Annotated in this window: 13 protein-coding genes and 1 pseudogene; 6 read left to right on the top strand and 8 right to left on the bottom strand. The window is 58.8% G+C overall.

Annotated features, from left to right (window positions below):
* Positions 1-196 precede the first annotated feature (196 nt).
* The 3 genes from Q1B40_RS12920 to Q1B40_RS12910 all read right to left on the bottom strand — a co-directional run bounded on the left by Q1B40_RS12920 (position 197) and on the right by Q1B40_RS12910 (position 3,160).
* Positions 197-1,093: a LysR family transcriptional regulator gene (locus Q1B40_RS12920; protein ID WP_299815023.1), complete on the bottom strand. Its 897-nt coding sequence runs from the start codon at positions 1,091-1,093 to the stop codon at positions 197-199.
* A 30-nt stretch (positions 1,094-1,123) separates the two neighbouring features.
* Positions 1,124-2,092 (bottom strand): thioredoxin-disulfide reductase, encoded by a 969-nt coding sequence (gene trxB / locus Q1B40_RS12915; protein WP_299815019.1) that lies wholly within the window; start codon positions 2,090-2,092, stop codon positions 1,124-1,126.
* A gap of 63 nt (positions 2,093-2,155) precedes the next feature.
* Positions 2,156-3,160 (bottom strand): mitochondrial fission ELM1 family protein, encoded by a 1,005-nt coding sequence (locus tag Q1B40_RS12910; protein WP_299815016.1) that lies wholly within the window; start codon positions 3,158-3,160, stop codon positions 2,156-2,158.
* A gap of 235 nt (positions 3,161-3,395) precedes the next feature.
* Between Q1B40_RS12910 and Q1B40_RS12905 the strand changes: the two genes are divergently transcribed.
* Positions 3,396-3,863, top strand: coding sequence for an Lrp/AsnC family transcriptional regulator (locus Q1B40_RS12905; protein ID WP_299815013.1), 468 nt, complete (start codon positions 3,396-3,398; stop codon positions 3,861-3,863).
* Positions 3,864-3,959: 96 nt separating this feature from the next.
* Here the strand turns inward: Q1B40_RS12905 and Q1B40_RS12900 are convergent, their stop codons facing one another.
* From Q1B40_RS12900 to Q1B40_RS12885, 4 genes are all read right to left on the bottom strand, one after another.
* Positions 3,960-4,442 (bottom strand): hypothetical protein, encoded by a 483-nt coding sequence (locus tag Q1B40_RS12900; protein ID WP_299815011.1) that lies wholly within the window; start codon positions 4,440-4,442, stop codon positions 3,960-3,962.
* A gap of 143 nt (positions 4,443-4,585) precedes the next feature.
* Positions 4,586-5,059: a transcription elongation factor GreA gene (greA, locus tag Q1B40_RS12895; RefSeq protein ID WP_299815009.1), complete on the bottom strand. Its 474-nt coding sequence runs from the start codon at positions 5,057-5,059 to the stop codon at positions 4,586-4,588.
* A 109-nt stretch (positions 5,060-5,168) separates the two neighbouring features.
* On the bottom strand, positions 5,169-8,531 hold the full coding sequence (gene carB, locus Q1B40_RS12890) for a carbamoyl-phosphate synthase large subunit (protein ID WP_299815006.1): 3,363 nt from the start codon (positions 8,529-8,531) through the stop codon (positions 5,169-5,171).
* 172 nt (positions 8,532-8,703) lie between these two features.
* Positions 8,704-8,946 carry a helix-turn-helix transcriptional regulator gene (locus Q1B40_RS12885; RefSeq protein WP_299815003.1) on the bottom strand — a complete coding sequence of 81 codons (243 nt, stop codon included), beginning with the start codon at positions 8,944-8,946 and terminating at the stop codon, positions 8,704-8,706.
* Positions 8,947-9,976: 1,030 nt separating this feature from the next.
* On the opposite strand from Q1B40_RS12885, the gene Q1B40_RS12880 reads away from it, so the two are divergent.
* Entirely contained in the window at positions 9,977-10,345 is a 369-nt protein-coding gene (locus Q1B40_RS12880; protein WP_299815000.1) for a MerR family transcriptional regulator, read from the top strand.
* A 224-nt stretch (positions 10,346-10,569) separates the two neighbouring features.
* Here Q1B40_RS12880 and carA read toward each other — a convergent pair whose 3' ends face one another.
* Complete coding sequence (gene carA / locus Q1B40_RS12875; RefSeq protein ID WP_299814997.1) at positions 10,570-11,751, bottom strand: glutamine-hydrolyzing carbamoyl-phosphate synthase small subunit; 1,182 nt, start codon at positions 11,749-11,751, stop codon at positions 10,570-10,572.
* Positions 11,752-11,998: 247 nt separating this feature from the next.
* On the opposite strand from carA, the gene Q1B40_RS12870 reads away from it, so the two are divergent.
* The 4 genes and pseudogenes from Q1B40_RS12870 to Q1B40_RS12855 all read left to right on the top strand — a co-directional run.
* Positions 11,999-12,484 carry a GatB/YqeY domain-containing protein gene (locus Q1B40_RS12870; protein WP_299814994.1) on the top strand — a complete coding sequence of 162 codons (486 nt, stop codon included), beginning with the start codon at positions 11,999-12,001 and terminating at the stop codon, positions 12,482-12,484.
* A 234-nt stretch (positions 12,485-12,718) separates the two neighbouring features.
* Positions 12,719-14,662 carry a DNA primase gene (dnaG, locus tag Q1B40_RS12865; RefSeq protein WP_299814991.1) on the top strand — a complete coding sequence of 648 codons (1,944 nt, stop codon included), beginning with the start codon at positions 12,719-12,721 and terminating at the stop codon, positions 14,660-14,662.
* 511 nt (positions 14,663-15,173) lie between these two features.
* On the top strand, positions 15,174-17,168 hold the full coding sequence (gene rpoD, locus Q1B40_RS12860; RefSeq protein WP_299814988.1) for an RNA polymerase sigma factor RpoD: 1,995 nt from the start codon (positions 15,174-15,176) through the stop codon (positions 17,166-17,168).
* A gap of 145 nt (positions 17,169-17,313) precedes the next feature.
* A pseudogene (locus Q1B40_RS12855) lies at positions 17,314-17,949 on the top strand (hypothetical protein); the annotation flags it as partial.

Genomic DNA, 17,949 nt, shown 5'->3' with positions numbered 1-17,949 from the left:
ATGAGCGGGCTTCCTGCCCGGTCAAGCGCGCTGACGACACGGGGTGAAGCCATTTCCATGTCCTTCGGATTTGACCTAATTGGTCCTCCTCTGCGTCGCGAAAGGCTTGAAAATGAACCACATTTCCTGCGCTTTCGCTCCTTGATGAAGACCAATTCGCCTCAAACCATTTCATCTTCATTTATGAGTTTACGCCCTAATAAACCCACTTTTCCGCGCTGGTGAGCAGGAATTCGCGGAAGGCCGTGACACGGGCCGTGTTTTTCAGTTCCGACGGGTAGACGAAATAGGTGTCGAAGATGGGCACCTTGTCTTCCTGTTCCGTCAGCAGCGGAACCAGGGTCGATCCCTGGTCGATGATATAGTCCGGCAGGATGGCAATGCCGACGCCTGACTGAACGGCGCGTTTGATGGCGACAAGGTTGTTGGCCTTGAGTACGGAGCGGCGCGGATTGGTCGCCACGCGTCCGGCGCTCTCCAGCCAGTTCATGGACCGAAGGTAGGCGGGCGCCTGTTCTCCGAACGTTATGATGCGGTGGTTGTCCAGATCGTCGATGGAAACCGGAGCCCCGAAGCGCTGCAGATATTCCGGCGCGGCATAGACATGAAAATGCACCGTGAACAATTTGCGCTGAATGAGGTCGGGCTGGGTCGGCTGACGCAGGCGGATGGCGACATCGGCTTCGCGCATGCCCAGGTCCAGCTCGTCGTCGTCGAATATCAGGTGCAGATCCACGTCCGGATAAAGGTCGATGAAGTTCTTGATGCGCGAGGTGAGCCAGGTCGATCCGAGGCCGACCGTGGTCGTGACCTTCAGGGCGCCCGAGGGTTTTTCCTTGCTGTCGGTGAGGCTGGACTGCACTGCGTCCAATTTCATCATGACATCGCTTGCGGTCCGGTAGAGCAGGTCACCCTGTTCGGTCAGCAGGAGGCCGCGCGCATGGCGGTGAAAGAGGGCGACGCCCAGATCCTGTTCCAGTGCGCTGACCTGCCGGCTGACGGCCGACTGGCTCATGTGCAGCGTATCACCCGCGTGGGTGAAACTGCCTGCCTGAGCGGCCGCATGAAAGATACGTAGCTTGTCCCAGTCCATGCGAGCCCCTTCCGGAGGACGGTCTGCGGTTTATTCTGCCGCCTGCCGTGTGGATGCCGCTTCATGTTCGGCCAGAAACTTCTCCGCTTCAAGGGCTGCCATGCAGCCCATGCCGGCCGCCGTGACTGCCTGGCGGTAGATATCGTCGGTCACGTCACCTGCCGCGAAGACGCCCGGAATGGAGGTTCTGGTCGAATCCGGCGCTGTTTGCAGGTATCCGTTCGGCTTCAAGGTCAGCTGATCCTTGAAGAGCTCCACGGAAGGAGCATGGCCGATGGCGATGAAGACACCATCTGTGGATACTTCCCGCAATTCGCCCGTGGTGGCATGTTTCAGGCGGATGCCGGTCACGGCCTTGGGCATGCCGCCACCGAGAATCTCGTCGACCTGGTGATCCCAGATCACCTCGATCTTCGGATTCTGGAACAGGCGGTCCTGCAGGATCTTCTCGGCCCGCAGACTGTCGCGGCGGTGCACCAGCGTGACCTTGCTCGCCAGATTGGCCAGGTAAAGCGCTTCTTCCACAGCAGTGTTGCCGCCGCCGACGACGACAACTTCCTTGTTGCGGTAGAAAAAGCCGTCGCAGGTCGCGCATGCGGAAACGCCGGCGCCCATGTAGTCCTGTTCGGATGACAGCCCAAGCCAGCGGGCCTGGGCGCCGGTGGCAATGACGAGTGTGTCCGCCGTGAAGGTCGTGCCGCTGTCAGCCTCGAGACGGAACGGACGCTGGCTGAGGTCCGCGCTGACGATGGTGTCATGGATGATCCTGGTGCCGACATTCTCAGCCTGCTTCTGCATCTGCTCCATCAGCCAGGGGCCCATGATGGGATCCGCGAAGCCCGGGTAGTTTTCGACATCGGTCGTGATGGTCAACTGACCACCCGGCTGGATTCCGGCGACCAGCGTCGGCTCGATCATGGCGCGGGCCGCGTAGATTGCCGCCGTGTATCCGGCCGGACCGGAGCCGATGATCAGAAGTTTGCTGTGTTGCGTGCTCATGAAGCGCATCTTCTCCTGTAATAGCCTTACGCTTTAATCTGTCCCGGAGCCGCGCTGTCAGCGTCAGCCTGCCTGGGCACCCTTGTCCTGCAACCGCAACGCCGCGAAGTCGGCAAGAATGCGTTCTGCGATCACGGGCGTTGCATCAATCGGCTCGTAGGTAGTGGTTTTCAGCGGACCTGGAAAGGGGTGAGTGACATCGAGTTGCTGTAAAGTGTCCAAAAACCGGGTGATCTTGGCGTGACCGCCGCCTGGATGGAACACATGAACCGGTTTGCCGGTGGCGGTAGCCTCGCCAATCATGTTGGTGGAGTCCGCCGTGGCGACAATGGCATCGGCCTTTGCAAGGTAAAGTCCGAGCGGGTTCGAAGTCTCCCCCGTCCAGTAGAGATGACCTCCGGATTTCGCCAGACTGGCAAGGCCGTAGGCCAGGCCGGGCGGGGTCCGGCGGGACGCGGTAATCATGAGAGCGGCACCGTCCTCGCGGGCGATCTGGCGCAGCCCGTTCAGCAACCGGTTCTGGTCTTCTTCGGTAAAGGTGTGATGACGGCTGTCGCCGCCGATCAGAACCGCAACACGGGGCCGGCTGAGGGTGTCGATTTCAGGGACCGGCTGCGCCCGCAGCTTCTCCAGCGTTGCGGCTGAGAAACGGTGCGGCGATGTCGGTGTCGTCAGAACGTTGCGCCCGCGCAGCTTGTCATGTTCGGGAACCCATATCAGATCCGCCGCATCGGTTCCGGTGCGCGGGTCCTTCAGGAAGACAGTGAATGTGCGCCCCCGGGAGATCCGCTTGAGGCGGCGCAGGTAACCGGCGGCGCGGCGGCCGGAGGCGATCGCTATGTCGGGATAAGGCGGGGCGAGGGGACTGCCGGGCCTTCCTTCCCACTCCCGCGGATCGGTCGGGCCGAAAGGCAGCCACAAGGAGAAGGGCGGGCGCGGGGCTACGAGCCGCGTTTCATATGGACAGCTGAGGGCTTCTGCAACACCGGTGCACTGGGCGAGGTCGCCAGCTTTGCCATCGGTCAGGATCCAGACAGAGCAAGGGGCAGTCTCGAGCGGTCTCGTCATTTTTGGCGAGGTTCCCCAACCTAATCTTTCGAGATCGTGCGCAATTTTGTTATAGTCTTGCACAAACGCGCAAAAAATCATAATCCGGCACTCAGGATACGTTAGCTCGGGATTCTCTTGTCCTGCAAGACACCAGGGCCGGTTCGGTGGCAACAACCCACATCTAGTTCAACCGGCTTTCGTGCAGATCCGCAGGAAAGCCGGTCTGGCCAAGCTGAGTTTGAAGGAGACAGGTTTGAAAGCGCGGCTTGATGCCATTGACTGGCAGATCCTGAAAGAACTGCAAGACGACGGCCGGATGACCAATGTCGAACTGGCAAGGCGCGTCGGCATTTCCGCGCCGCCCTGCCTGCGCCGGGTCAGGGCGCTGGAGGAAGCCGGACTCATTCTGGGATACCGGACACTTCTGGATGAAAAGCAGCTCGGCTACGATGTCACGGCCTTCGCCATGGTCGGCCTTCACAGCCAGACCGAGGCCGATCTGATCGCCTTTGAGGAAACGGTGCAGAAATGGCCGCTGGTGCGTGAAAGCTACATGCTTTCCGGCGAGGTCGATTTTCTGCTGAAGTGCGTTGCGCCGGATTTGCAGACATTCCAGAACTTCGTGATCCGCGATCTGACCGCCGCGCCGAATGTGGACAGTGTCCGTACGGCGCTGACCATCCGCCGGACCAAATACGAACCGGTCGTCCCCATCGACTGATCGATTTTAATCCGGCGGGACATTTTGCCTGCGTTCAGTTGAACGCTGTCTCGGGCGTGTTCCCGAATCCATCAAGCCGGCTGAACGCGACACGCCTTAGCTGATAACGTCGCCGGTCCGGTGTGAGATACGGTTCAGTTTTCGGCGCAGCCGCCCGATCACGGAGATGTCCCGCAGCGCGGCCGCGACCAGTGTGAAGGCTATGCTCAGCAAAAGGCATGTGGTCAGGATGGCCACCGGCAGCAACTGATTATAGTGGAACATGTCCAGGGCCTGATCGACCGGCTCGACACCGGAGTAAAGACGGCTGCGGACGATTTCCCTGTAGGGTTCGAGCGGAAGTGTGCCGTGTTTCAGGTAGCGCAGACCGAACACGACAATGATGACGCTTACGGCAAATACGCTCAGGAAACCGAATAGGCGCAGCGCAAACCCGATGGCGCGTTCTTTCCGGCGGGCGACACGCCGCTTGAAAACCTCTCGCCCGGCCACGCTCAACCTGGAATAGACAATCCAGCGATAGATCCACAGCGGGACAGCCGCGATCAAAAGCCAGACCGCAATAGCGTTAAAAACCATTAAATGCCCTCCGACACATGCCGGCCCACCTTAACGGGTGGCCAGCAGGCGTCAAAGGGCTAGCGTATGTATATATGACAAAGAGGCTGCCCTGATCTCGGGGAAACCTGCCGGCGCTATCCGACCAGACACGGTCAAGAAGGTCAGCCGAATTTTACTTCGACGATCTCGTAGGAATGAGACCCGCCAGGTGCAGACACTTCAACGCTGTCGCCGACGGACTTGCCGATCAGAGCGCGGGCGATCGGCGACGAAATCGAGACCTTGTTCTGCTTCACGTCGGATTCAACGTCGCCGACGATCATGTAGTGCTTTTTTTCTTCCGTATCTTCGTCGATCAGGAAGACCGTCGCGCCGAATTTGACGATATCACCGGACAGTTTCGTCACATCGATGACTTCTGCACGGGAGAGTTTGTCCTCCAGCTCGGCTATACGGCCCTCGTTGTGGCTCTGGGCTTCTTTTGCGGCATGATACTCTGCATTTTCCGACAGGTCGCCATGCGCACGCGCCTCAGAAATGGCATCAACGATGCGCGGACGCTCAACCGATGTACGCTGCTTCAGTTCATCCTGAAGCATTTTGTACCCGGCGGAGGTCATCGGAACTTTTTCCATGGGTCTCAGACCTTCAGCTTATTGGGTCCCCCTTCCTGAGGACCACGCTTCAAAAACAAACCAAGCCGGGAAAGGTGCGCTTTCCCGGCCGGTCGCGTGTATATTAGACTTAGCCGAAGTAGGATTGTAAAGGTCTTACTTCAAGGCTTCCCGCTTTGTGGGCAGCAATGCCTTTGGCTGCAGCGACAGATCCGGCCAGCGTCGTGTAGAATGGCACCTTGTTCAGGAGAGCGGCCCGGCGCATCGACCGGCTATCGGAGATGGCCTGCGCCCCTTCCGTCGTGTTGAAGACGAGCTGAACCTCACCGTTCTTGATAGCATCGACGATATGCGGGCGCCCTTCAAGCACCTTGTTGATTTTCTGCACCGCAATCCCGTTGCTTTCCAGGTAGCGCTGCGTCCCTCCGGTGGCGATGATCTTGAAGCCGGCAGCTTCCAGGTTGCGCACGGCATCCAGGACGCCCGCCTTGTCTTCATCGCGCATGGAGACAAACACCGTCCCGTGATCCGGCACGCCTGTGCCACATCCGAGCTGGGATTTTGCGAACGCCTTGCCGAAAGCGGTGTCGAGGCCCATGACCTCGCCGGTCGAACGCATTTCCGGGCCGAGGATCGTATCGACACCGGGAAAACGGGCAAACGGGAACACGGCTTCCTTGACGGCGATGTGGTCCAGTTTTTTCTCTTTCAGTCCGAAGGACGCAAGGCTTTCGCCGGCCATGATCCGGCTGGCGATCTTCGCGACCGGCACGCCGATGGTCTTGGCGACGAAAGGCACGGTCCGGGAGGCGCGCGGGTTCACTTCCAGAACGTAGATCTCGCCGTCCCTGATGGCGAACTGCACGTTCATCAGGCCTCCGACTTCCAAGGCCAGTGCCAGGGCGCGGGTCTGGCGCTTGAGTTCCTCGATCATGTCTTCCTGGAGCGAGAACGCCGGCAGGGAGCAGGCGCTGTCACCGGAGTGAATGCCGGCTTCCTCGATATGTTCCATGATGCCACAGACAAAAACGTCCTTGCCGTCGCACAGGGCATCGACGTCGACCTCTATTGCGCCGTCCAGATAGCGGTCGAAGAGCAGCGGATTGGTGCCGAGAACCGTGTTGATCTGTCCGGTCTTGTCGTTCGGATATTTGGCGCGGATCTCGCCGGGAACCAGTTCCGGCAGCGTGCCGAGAAGGTAGGAATTGAGCGCTTCCTCGTCGCGGATGATCTGCATTGCACGGCCTCCCAGGACGTAGGACGGGCGGACAACCAGGGGAAGGCCGAGCCGACCTGCGATCAGGCGGCCCTGTTCGACCGAATAGGCGATGCCGTTTTCCGGCTGTTTCAGGTCCAGCTTGACGAGAAGCTTCTGAAACCGGTCACGGTCCTCCGCCAGGTCGATCATGTCGGGAGAGGTGCCGAGGATCGGTACATCCGCCTTGACGAGCGCCTGTGCCAGTTTCAGCGGCGTCTGACCGCCGAACTGGACGATGACGCCGTGCAGGGTGCCGTTTTCCTTTTCCTTGCGGATGACCTCCAGCACGTCTTCTGCTGTCAGCGGTTCGAAATAGAGCCGATCCGAGGTGTCATAATCGGTGGAAACGGTTTCGGGGTTGCAGTTGACCATGATGGTCTCGTACCCGGCGTCTTCCAGGGCGAAGGCGGCATGACAGCAGCAATAGTCGAATTCGATGCCCTGGCCGATCCGGTTCGGGCCTCCGCCCAGAATGACGACTTTCTTCTTGTCGGTCGGATTGGATTCGCAGGCCGGCTTGCCCATGAAGGGGGCTTCATAGGTTGAATACATGTACGCGGTCGGGGAAGCGAATTCCGCCGCGCAGGTGTCGATGCGCTTGTAGACCGGATGGACCTCAAGCTCTTCCCGCAATTTGACCACGTCTTGGGCGTCCAGTCCGGCAAGGCTCGCCAGGCGGGTGTCGGAAAAACCCATGGCCTTCAGCTTGCGCAGGTTTTCGGCGTCCTTCGGCAGGCCGATATTGCGGACCTTGCTCTCCATGGCCAGAATGTCCGCGATCTGTTCCAGGAACCAGGTGTTGATGCCGCTTGCCTGATGAATTTCCTCGGTGCTCATGCCGAAGCGCATGGCCTGGGCGACATTGAGCAGGCGACTTGGCGTGGCTGTCGCGACCGCGGCGCGCAGGGCGTTCCTGTCGTCACCCTGGTCGAGGCCCGGAATTTCGGTTTCATCAAGGCCGTTGAGACCTGTCTCCAGACCGCGCAGCGCCTTTTGCAGGCTTTCGTTGAAGGTCCGCCCGATGGCCATGACTTCGCCGACGGACTTCATCGCCGTGGTCAGTGTGGGCTCGGAGCCGGGAAATTTCTCGAAGGCGAAACGCGGGATCTTGGTGACCACGTAGTCGATGGTCGGCTCGAACGACGCCGGGGTCGCTCCGCCGGTGATGTCGTTCTCCAGTTCATCAAGGGTGTAGCCGACGGCGAGCTTGGCCGCGATCTTGGCGATCGGAAAGCCGGTGGCCTTGGAGGCCAGGGCGGAAGAGCGGGATACGCGTGGGTTCATCTCGATCACGACGAGACGGCCGCTTTCCGGATCGACCGCGAACTGGACGTTGGACCCGCCGGTCTCGACACCGATTTCGCGCAGCACCGCAATCGATGCGTCGCGCATGATCTGGTATTCCTTGTCCGTCAAGGTGAGTGCCGGCGCGACGGTGATCGAATCGCCCGTGTGAACGCCCATCGGATCGACGTTTTCAATCGAGCAGATGATGATGCAGTTGTCCGCCTTGTCGCGGACCACTTCCATCTCGAATTCCTTCCAGCCGAGCAGACTCTCGTCGATCAGGACCTGGCCGACAGGCGAGGCGTCGATGCCGGAGCGGACGATGGTTTCATATTCTTCGCGGTTGTAGGCGACGCCGCCACCGGTGCCACCGAGCGTGAAGGCGGGCCGGATGATGGCCGGCAGGCCGATTTCATCGATGGCGCGCATGGCCTCCAGATAGCCGGCATTGCGGTCATAGCCAACAATCCTGCCGTTTTCGTCACGGATGGCTGGCGAGGAGGCGATGGCGGCGCGCGGATTTTCCAGTCCGATCACATCCATCGCGGCGCGGAACTTCTCCCGGTCTTCCGCCTTTTCGATCACATCCGCGCGGGCACCGATCATCTCGACGCCGAATTTCTCCAGTATGCCCATCTCCTGAAGATCGAGCGCACAATTGAGCGCGGTCTGTCCACCCATTGTCGGCAGAAGGGCGTCGGGGCGTTCCTTTTCGATGATCTTTGCCACGAGCTCCGGCGTGATGGGCTCGATGTAGGTGGCATCGGCGAGATCCGGATCGGTCATGATCGTTGCCGGATTCGAGTTCACCAGAATGATGCGATAGCCTTCTTCGCGCAGGGCTTTGCAGGCCTGCGTGCCGGAATAATCGAACTCACAGGCCTGGCCGATGACAATCGGTCCGGCACCAATGATCAGGATGGAAGAGATATCTGTGCGTTTGGGCATCTCGGCTCGCGGCTCGTGGCGGCCAATCCGGATTAGCGGGCACGCTATTCGGTCTGGCTCGGGTCTGAAGTGAATGACGATGTTGGCTGAGCGCGTCTTATAGGGAAAAGCGGAGCGCTAGGAAACCCCGGCAGGCCAAAGAGGCGCTGTTTTCCTGCTCGGAGAGAAAAGTTCAGTCGGCTTCGGACGCATCTGTTGTCAGGGGCAGGGTGGATTGGCCGTCAAAATCGCCGATTCCCTCGGAAAGGGCGTAGCAGGCGAGGCGGATGGATTTCGGAATTTCCACCGGTCGGCCGTCACGGTTGCCTTTTTCGTAATACTGGATCATGCGCTTCTTCAGTCCGAGCCGGTCGGCAGCGTCCTTTTGCTTCAAACCCAGCGTTCGGCGCCAGAGACGGAATTGCTGCGGGGTCATGCCGGGTGCGGGGTTTTTTGATTTTGATTCGGGCATATTTCTCGATATTCCGGAGTAACCTGGGTCCTTGCGGTCACAGTCGGCAGTGCACGGGCCGACAAACCTGACAGAAATAACCTGCACAGGCGGTTGTCAATCGTGAAGTGCACAATGTGCTCTTTTTTATAAGTTCGGACGCTGAAGACAAATCGATCACTGCTGCGCGAAGAACGCTCTCGGCAATGCGGGCTGAAACCGAAAATCAGGCCCTGATCGATGATGGCCCGAAGGTGGATTCGGTAAACGACGCGACGCATCGAAGCTTCGTTTTCGGGTATTTCCGGAAAAAAATGCGCTCTCGATGTTCTTGTGTGATGTAAATTTGTACTCGTTATGCGTGTATTTTGCGAATTCTTCAAATTTGCTTGAGGGGTGGCTGAAAAGTATTTCAACCGCTGGTGGCTCGTTCACACTCCCGGTGTTTATGGAGTACTGTAATAATTGTCAGTGTTGGATGTGCGGGAATTAAGTATTTTCCTCAGGTAGAATGCCGTGAGGTCAAGAAAACCCGAAACAGACTACCAGTTTCTCCGCAAGTATATTTGCTTGGTTCAAATTATCGATAATTAATATTATAGACCACAACATGCGTTTTGGTATCATGATAGTCGTTATAGTTGCATGAACTAGCTGAAGGTGATCGAGTTTTAGTACACGTTAAACTGAAACTGCCGAGGGAAATGTCCAATAAATCCAATTTTTGCGTAGATTTTAACTGTTGATCCGGTGTATTAGTCTAATGCTTAGTCTCCATTGAGTTTGGTGTATGGAGGCTTGTGAAGCTGTAAACTATGCGCTTCGAGCTGCGGGGGCTGCTATTGCGGTGCAAGTGGGACTGAGGACCAGGTGGTGGGACCTGGAAGTCGGGGTGTTGCAAGACCCAGCCAGACTTGAAACAAAAAAAGACAAGATCGGGCTTAAAAGTATGAACAATGTAGCTACCAAGATGGTCGCTGTTCCGGACATAGCTGGACCGGGACAGGAAGTCGTATTGGATGATCGTGCACTTGCGATATCGGAAATGTCGGAGCGTTTCGAAGTAACGCTTCGGACTTTACGTTTCTACGAGGAAAAAGGTCTCCTCAATCCCGTGCGTAAAGGTGCCCGACGTTTCTACGGTGCGCGGGACGTCTCCAGGATGCGTATCATTCTTCAGGCCAAGAAAATCGGGCTTACGCTTGCCGAGATCCGTAGAGTGATCAAGCTGGTCGAAAGCAACACCAAACGCAAAGACCAGTTCAAGGAAATCCAGGAAATCTGCAAAAATCAGCACGAAATTCTGATCGAACAGAAACAGATGCTTGATGAACAGGTTGCCGAGGTGGTCGAGATCCTGGCGGTATTCGACACCCTGGTCTGACGATCCGACGCGAAGCGAAATGAATAAACCCCAGGTTGCATTCGCATTCTGGGGTTATCTTTATATTGAGCGGTTTCGCTTGAAATGCGCCGGTTCCGCTGTCAGCCGGCGCAGAAACAAACCGTTTTCATAGGTTTCAACCCGCAAACGGTTTCATCCGTCTTGACGTCTGCGGGCGTTGGACGTGCGTTTGTTGGGAGGCAACGGCCCCCCCGGAGCACAGCTCAGGACGCTCTGGCAGTTTCCATCAGGTCCGTGAACCGCCTGAACAGATAGTGACTGTCGCGCGGTCCCGGAGAAGCTTCCGGGTGATACTGAACGGAAAACACCGGTTTATCCTTCATCGCCAGGCCGCAGTTGGATCCGTCGAACAGGGAGACATGGGTCTGCGCGACATTTTCCGGCAGACTTTCGGCATCAACCGCAAATCCGTGGTTCATCGATGTGATTTCGACCTTGCCCGTGGTGTGATCGAAGACCGGATGATTGGCGCCATGATGGCCCTGATGCATTTTCAGGGTCTTGCCGCCCAGGGCCAGGGCCAGCATCTGGTGTCCGAGGCAGATGCCGAAGGTCGGCACGCCTTTTTCCACAATGTCCTTGATCATGGAAACGGAATAGACGCCGGTGGCGGCCGGATCTCCGGGACCGTTGGACAAGAAGACACCGTCCGGCTTGTGCGCGAGAACCTCTTCAGCCGTGGCTGTGGCGGGCAGGACGGTGACCTCGCAGCCGGCATCGGTCAGCAGCCGCAGGATGTTGCGCTTGATACCGTAGTCGATTGCAACGACCTTGAACCGCCCACCCGTTGACTCTCCGTAGCCCTCTCCCCATTTCCAGGGGGTCTGGGACCAGGGATGAGACTGGGTGGTGGAAGCATCCTTGGCCAGATCCATGCCGACGAGGCCCGGCCAGCCGGCTGCCGCAACTTTCAGGCTTTCCAGATCGAACTGCCCGTCCGGAGAATGGGCGATGACGCCGTTCGGAACGCCTTTTTCGCGGATCAGAGCCGTCAGGGCCCTCGTATCGATACCGCTGATGCCGATCAGGTTGCGGCTTTTCAGCCAGGCATCGAGATGTTTCGATGCCCTGTAATTGGCCGGATCGGTGATGTGTGCAGCCAGAACCAGACCGCGGATGCCGCTGTCCGAGGCCATGTTGACCGTCTCGATGTCCTCATCGTTGGCGCCGACATTGCCGATATGGGGAAAAGTGAACGTGATGATCTGACCTGAGTAGGAAGGGTCCGTGAGGATTTCCTGATAGCCGGTCATGGCGGTATTAAAGCAAATCTCACCAACGGCTTGTCCGGTGGCGCCGAGGCCTTGCCCCTCGATGACACTGCCGTCGGAGAGCACAAGCAGGGCGGTCGCCGGGGTCTCGGACCATGCGTCTGCAATCGTCATGTCTTGTTTCCAGAGTCTGTTGGTGACATCATGCGCTGCAGGAAAGGCGTCTGGGGCAGGCTGAAAGTGACTGCAATTGGCCGTCTGCATCAAGCGCGAGACTCTATGGGAAGCGGCTGGGATCGTCAATAATGATCCCGTGAAAAAAGATCTTTACAATTCAATAGCTTGGCTGAGCAAACACAAAGGGCGTGCAAGCGCCCGGAGCCTCAGTGCGACAGGGATAGGGTAAACCATGCGCGAAGCAATGCGCGATAGAATCAATGTTGCCTTGAAGGCGGCGCGGGAAGATGGCGACAAACGCCGCTGCGCGACCTTGCGTCTTGTCCAGACCGCGGTGAAAGACCGGGAAGCCGCCGCACGTGACCACGGCAAGGATGGCGTTGACGAGAGTGAAGTAATTGAAATACTTCGAAAAATGGTCCATCAGCGAGAAGTCTCCGCCGTCGAGTTCGAAAGCGGCGGACAGCTCGACCTGGCGGAGCAGGAACGGGTCGAACAGGAGATCATTCGCGAATTCCTGCCGACCCAACTCAGTGAAGACGAAATGCGGACACTGTGCGAAGAAACCGTCAAGGATATCGATGCTCATGGTCTGCGCGATATCGGTCGCTGCATGAACGAGTTGAAAACCCGACATCCCGGCAAGATGGATTTCGTCCAGGCCTCCTGTCTGGTGAAAGACATGCTGCGCACCGACGTCAACGGAGATAAAGACGCGGGCAAAAGCTAGAGCGTCACATCCTCGAACATGGCGCGGCCAGTCTGAATTCAGGGCCGGCTGCGGAACAGGCCTGCGTTTCCGTCTATCAACAGGTCGTCTAGAGGATGACATCTGATCGGCCGAAAGACTGGTATCGGCCGTCCAGACCTTCTATTTATTTATCGTCTTACGGTCTGCCCTGCGGTGCTTGTCGCGCCGTCAGGGGCGGCCCGTATCCACCGAACTATGGATAATCCGAGTTCCATGCGTTTCGAACCGCGTCTTCTTGATGAAATCCGCGCCCGGCTGACCCTGTCGGAGGTCGTCGGCCGACGCGTGAGCTGGGACCGGCGCAAGACGCAGCCGGGCAAGGGCGACTATTGGGCCTGCTGTCCCTTCCATCAGGAAAAAAGCCCGAGTTTTCACGTCGACGACAGGCGTAACCGCTACAAGTGCTTTGGCTGCGGAGCCTCCGGAGACCATTTCACCTTCCTGTGCGAAACCGAGGGGCTGAGCTTTCCGGAAGCCGTCGAGCGGCTGGCGGAGCAGGCGGGCGTCGGACTGCCGGCACCGGACCCGCAGGCGGCCCGCCGCGAGAAGAAGCGTGCAGGACTCGCCGAAATCTGCGAGATGGCCGCACGGTTCTTTCAAAACGAATATCAGGGCCAGCGGGGGCAGGCGGCACGTGCCTATTGCACCAAGCGGGGACTTTCGCCCGAGACGCTTCAGGAATTCCGGTTTGGTTTCGCACCTGACAGCCGGGATGCGCTTAAGGCTTATCTTGCCGCGCGGGATGTTCCTGAAGCGGACATGATCGAGGCCGGGCTGCTGATCCGGCCGGAGGACGGCAGACCTGCCTACGACCGGTTCAGGGGACGGCTGATGATCCCGATCCAGGACGACCGGGGCCGGGTGGTCGCCTTCGGCGGGCGTACGCTTTCACCGGACGGCCAACCGAAATATCTCAACTCTCCGGAGACACCGCTGTTTCACAAGGGCGTCATGCTGTTCAACGCCCACAGGGCACGCGAACCGGCCTTCAAGTCCGGCGAGGCGGTTGTCGTTGAAGGTTATCTGGATGCAATCGCGCTGTGGCAGGCGGGCATCCGGCACGTGGTGGCATCTCTTGGAACGGCATTTACCGAAGACCAGATCCTGCGACTGTGGAAATTCGCACCCGAACCGGTGATCTGTTTTGACGGGGATGCGGCAGGAACTGCCGCGGCGCACCGGTCGATCGACCGGATCTTTCCCGTTTTGAAAAGCGGGTTTTCCTTTCAGTTCTGCTTCCTTCCGGACGGAATGGACCCGGATGATCTGATCAAACAGCATGGTCTCGCCGGTTTCGACGCGGAAGTCGGCCGCGCGCAATCGCTGTTCAACGTTGTCTGGGACCGGGAGATTTCCGTTTCGCGTCTCGACACGCCCGAGCGCAAGGCGGCTCTTGAAAAACGGTTCGACGATCTGATCGGCACCATTCGCGATGAACGGGTTCGCCGGCGATATCAGCTCGACGTCCGGTTCAAGCTGTCCAATCTGTTTTTCGAACAGGCGCGGCAGAACAGGCAGGGGAGGCAAGGGGACAAGAAAGGCGAAGACAGCTTCTGGCTTCCGGGCAAGGCGCGCGAGCGGGTCGCGGCGAGTGACGATTTCGGGATCGAGCGGCTGATACTCGGTGTGGGTATGCGCTATCCGCATCTGCTGGACCGGAATTTCGAGCGCTTTTCGGGGCTGCCCTTTGTCAATGAGCTGCACACCCAGTTGCGAGACGTGCTTTGCCGGATCATCGACGATCTGGAAACAACACCGGTGAGCGACCTTACAAGCGGTGTGGATGAGCCGCTCAAGAACATCATGTCCGAGATGATGCTGGAGACCATCGGTCTTCAGGAACAGAGGCAGGCCGAGTTTTCAGCCCTGAACCACCGGTTCCCGCTGCTGAATTCAAATCCGCCCGAGGATTTCGTCGAAGCGGCCTTCGTGCATTTTCTCGACGTCATGGAATTGAATGCGCTTGAAGCGGAGCTTGCCTCAGAGCTGGCCGGCGCGGACGAACACCTGGATGAACAGGCCTGGGCGCGCATTCAGGCGCTGACCCAGGATCTGAGCCGGCGGCGCGAGGAATGCACCCGCGACGAGGCGGACCTGGCGGAGCGGGCCCGCAAGATCAGAACCGCACCGCCCGTGGCGGCAGTCGCCACCAGTTAGACCTGGAAAACCGGGTGTGCAATCCAGGGTCGGGCAGGCGCTGGAATTGAGGCGGCAAAGTGGCCGAACATACGGGATTTACTTAAATTTCCGCTTTTTGAGGGCTGAAAAGGCGAAAAAGCGCGTTTTCCGATTGACCGATGACGAATCACACTTGCGAATCGTGTGCGTCGAGCTAAATAGAAGTTTTGCAGCTCGTGCGCGCCGCAGCCTTCAAGCCTGCTTGCGGCCTATAGTCTGAACAAAGATGCTGCAAACCCGTTTGAATACCGCTTCGCCATCCGAGATACGGATGCGAATTTCAAGACTGTGTGCTTCGTCGATGATGACTTCTCACAATGTCGATTAAGGGTACGGTTAATAGGGACTTAAGGGACACGGCTTACAAACCTACCCAAGGGTGATTCTTTCAGACGCCGCCGCAGGTGATGCTGGCGCGCTGGGGCGAATTTGGTTTGAAGCTTAACAAGGGGCGCTGCGTGGCCCTTCCGGCCACGAATTGGAGCACGACATGGTAGCCAAAGCGACGCAAGCAGACGACAGTCAGGAAACGAGCACGGACGGTCCGGATGGTCCGCTGCTGGACCTGTCGGATGCAGCCGTCAAAAAGATGATCAAGGCCGCGAAAAAGCGCGGCTATGTCACTTATGACGAACTGAACGAAGTTCTGCCTTCCGAGCAGGTGTCGTCCGAGAAAATCGAAGACACGATGTCGATGCTCTCCGACATGGGCATCAACGTGATCGATTCCGACGAAGCCGAGGAAGGCCCAGAAGAGGTTGACGCCGGTGAACTGGTGACGGCCGCTCCCACAGCGGTGGCCAAGACGACCACCGCCAAGGAACCTGCCGACCGGACGGACGATCCGGTGCGGATGTATCTGCGCGAAATGGGATCGGTGGAACTGCTGTCGCGCGAAGGCGAGATCGCGATTGCCAAGCGCATCGAGGCCGGCCGCGAAGCGATGATCGCGGGGCTTTGCGAAAGCCCGCTGACCTTCCAGGCGATCATCATCTGGCGCGACGAACTCAACGAAGCCAAGGTTCTGCTGCGCGACATCATCGATCTTGAAGCGACCTATGCAGGGCCTGACGCCAAGGCCGGGCCTGCCGTGGCCAATGACGATGTCGCTCCCGGCGAGGGCAACGCCGCCGAGGCTCCGGCCGGCGGAGCTTCCGAGGAGACCGAGAATTCCGAAGAAAGCGAAGAGGACGATGACGACGACGAGTTCGAGTCCAACGTCTCGCTTTCCGCAATGGAAGCCGAGCTGAAGCCCGGTGTCCTGGAAACTTTCGACAACATCGCCGACAACTACAAGAAGCTGCGCCGCCTGCAGGATCAGCTGGTGGAAAACAAGCTGGCGAACAAGACCCTGTCGCCAAGCCAGGAGCGCCGCTACAAGAAGCTCAAAGAAGACATCATTGTCGATGTGAAGAGCCTGTCGCTCAACCAGAACCGTATCGACGCCCTGGTTGCCCAGCTCTATGACATCAACAAGCGCCTGATGGGCTATGAGGGCCGTCTGCTGCGTCTGGCCGACAGCTACAATGTTGATCGGACCGACTTCCTGAAACAGTATCAGGGTGCCGAGCTCGACCCCAACTGGCTGCGCAAGGTGGCCAATCTTTCCACGCGCGGCTGGAAGAACTTCATCGCGAAGGAAAAGGAAACCGTTCGCGAGTTGCGTCAGGAAATTCAGACGCTGGCGACCGAGACGGGTCTCGAGATTACCGAATTCCGCCGCATCGTCGCGATGGTGCAGAAGGGTGAGCGCGAGGCGCGTATCGCCAAGAAGGAAATGGTGGAGGCCAACCTGCGCCTGGTGATTTCCATCGCCAAGAAATACACCAACCGCGGCCTGCAGTTTCTGGATCTGATCCAGGAAGGCAACATCGGCCTGATGAAGGCGGTGGACAAGTTCGAGTACCGGCGCGGCTACAAGTTCTCCACCTATGCGACATGGTGGATCCGGCAGGCGATCACCCGCTCGATCGCCGACCAGGCCCGGACCATCCGTATCCCGGTGCACATGATCGAGACGATCAACAAGATCGTGCGGACCTCGCGCCAGATGCTGCACGAGATCGGCCGTGAGCCGACCCCGGAAGAACTGGCCGAAAAGCTGCAGATGCCGCTTGAGAAGGTCCGCAAGGTTCTGAAGATCGCCAAGGAGCCGATCTCGCTTGAAACGCCGATCGGCGACGAGGAAGATTCCCATCTCGGCGATTTCATCGAGGACAAGAACGCTGTCCTGCCGATCGACGCGGCCATCCAGTCGAACCTGCGCGAAACCACCACGCGCGTGCTGGCTTCGCTGACGCCACGCGAGGAACGCGTCCTCAGAATGCGCTTCGGCATCGGCATGAACACCGATCACACGCTGGAAGAAGTCGGCCAGCAGTTCTCGGTGACCCGCGAACGTATCCGTCAGATCGAGGCCAAGGCGCTCAGGAAGCTGAAGCACCCGAGCCGGTCGCGCAAGCTGCGGTCGTTCCTCGACAGCTGATTGGCTGCCTGCGGGATCAAGGCGTTAAAAAAGACCCGGCGGAGACGCCGGGTTTTTCGTTTAGAGTGTGGTGACCGAGCCTGGTTGCGGTTCGGACCAGATATCCGATTACCGAGAAGTCCGTTGCTCCCGTGAGGCCGCCAATTTGGCACTAGTCGCAGATATGAAAGAGCCGATGGAAGACGTCGAGGTCTCCGACCGGCGCTTCCTGGGCGCTGGCCTTGCGATCTCGCTGGCGATCCATGTTCTCATCGCGCTGGCGTTTGCCGGCTGGCTGGTCGTGCCTTTGCCGTCTCCTGAAGTCCAGCCGATCGAGGTGGAGCTCGTATCGCCCGCCGAGCTGCCGGCTCCTGAACCTGAGATTGCGGAGCCGGAGGTCGCGGAAGCTGAACCGGAGGCGCCGCAGCAGGAAACCGCCGAGGAAAGCGAACCGCCATTGCCACCCGAGCCCCCTCAGCAGCCTGAGGAGGAGCAGGCGGAGACCCAGGAACCGCCACCGCCATCTGTCGTGCAGCCGGTAACCGAATTCGGCGAAGAAGACGCCGGACCGCAAGACGATGACACGGATGAGCAGGATCAGGCCGTGAGTGAAACTGTCGCCGGCGAAGAGGAGGTTGCAGACGTCGAAGAAGCGGCTGACGCGAGCGAGGAGGAAAACGAGACCCCGGAGCTTGACGATGACGCGCAAGACGAAGAGCTGATTTCCGAGACCGAGACCGAGACCGAGACCGAGACCGAGACCGAGACCGAGACCGAGACCGAGACCGAGACCGAGACCGAG

Source organism: uncultured Roseibium sp., from assembly GCF_947496995.1.
Lineage (GTDB): Bacteria > Pseudomonadota > Alphaproteobacteria > Rhizobiales > Stappiaceae > Roseibium.
Note: the sequence above shows the minus strand (reverse complement) of the source record. Positions and strands in the feature narration are given on the sequence as shown.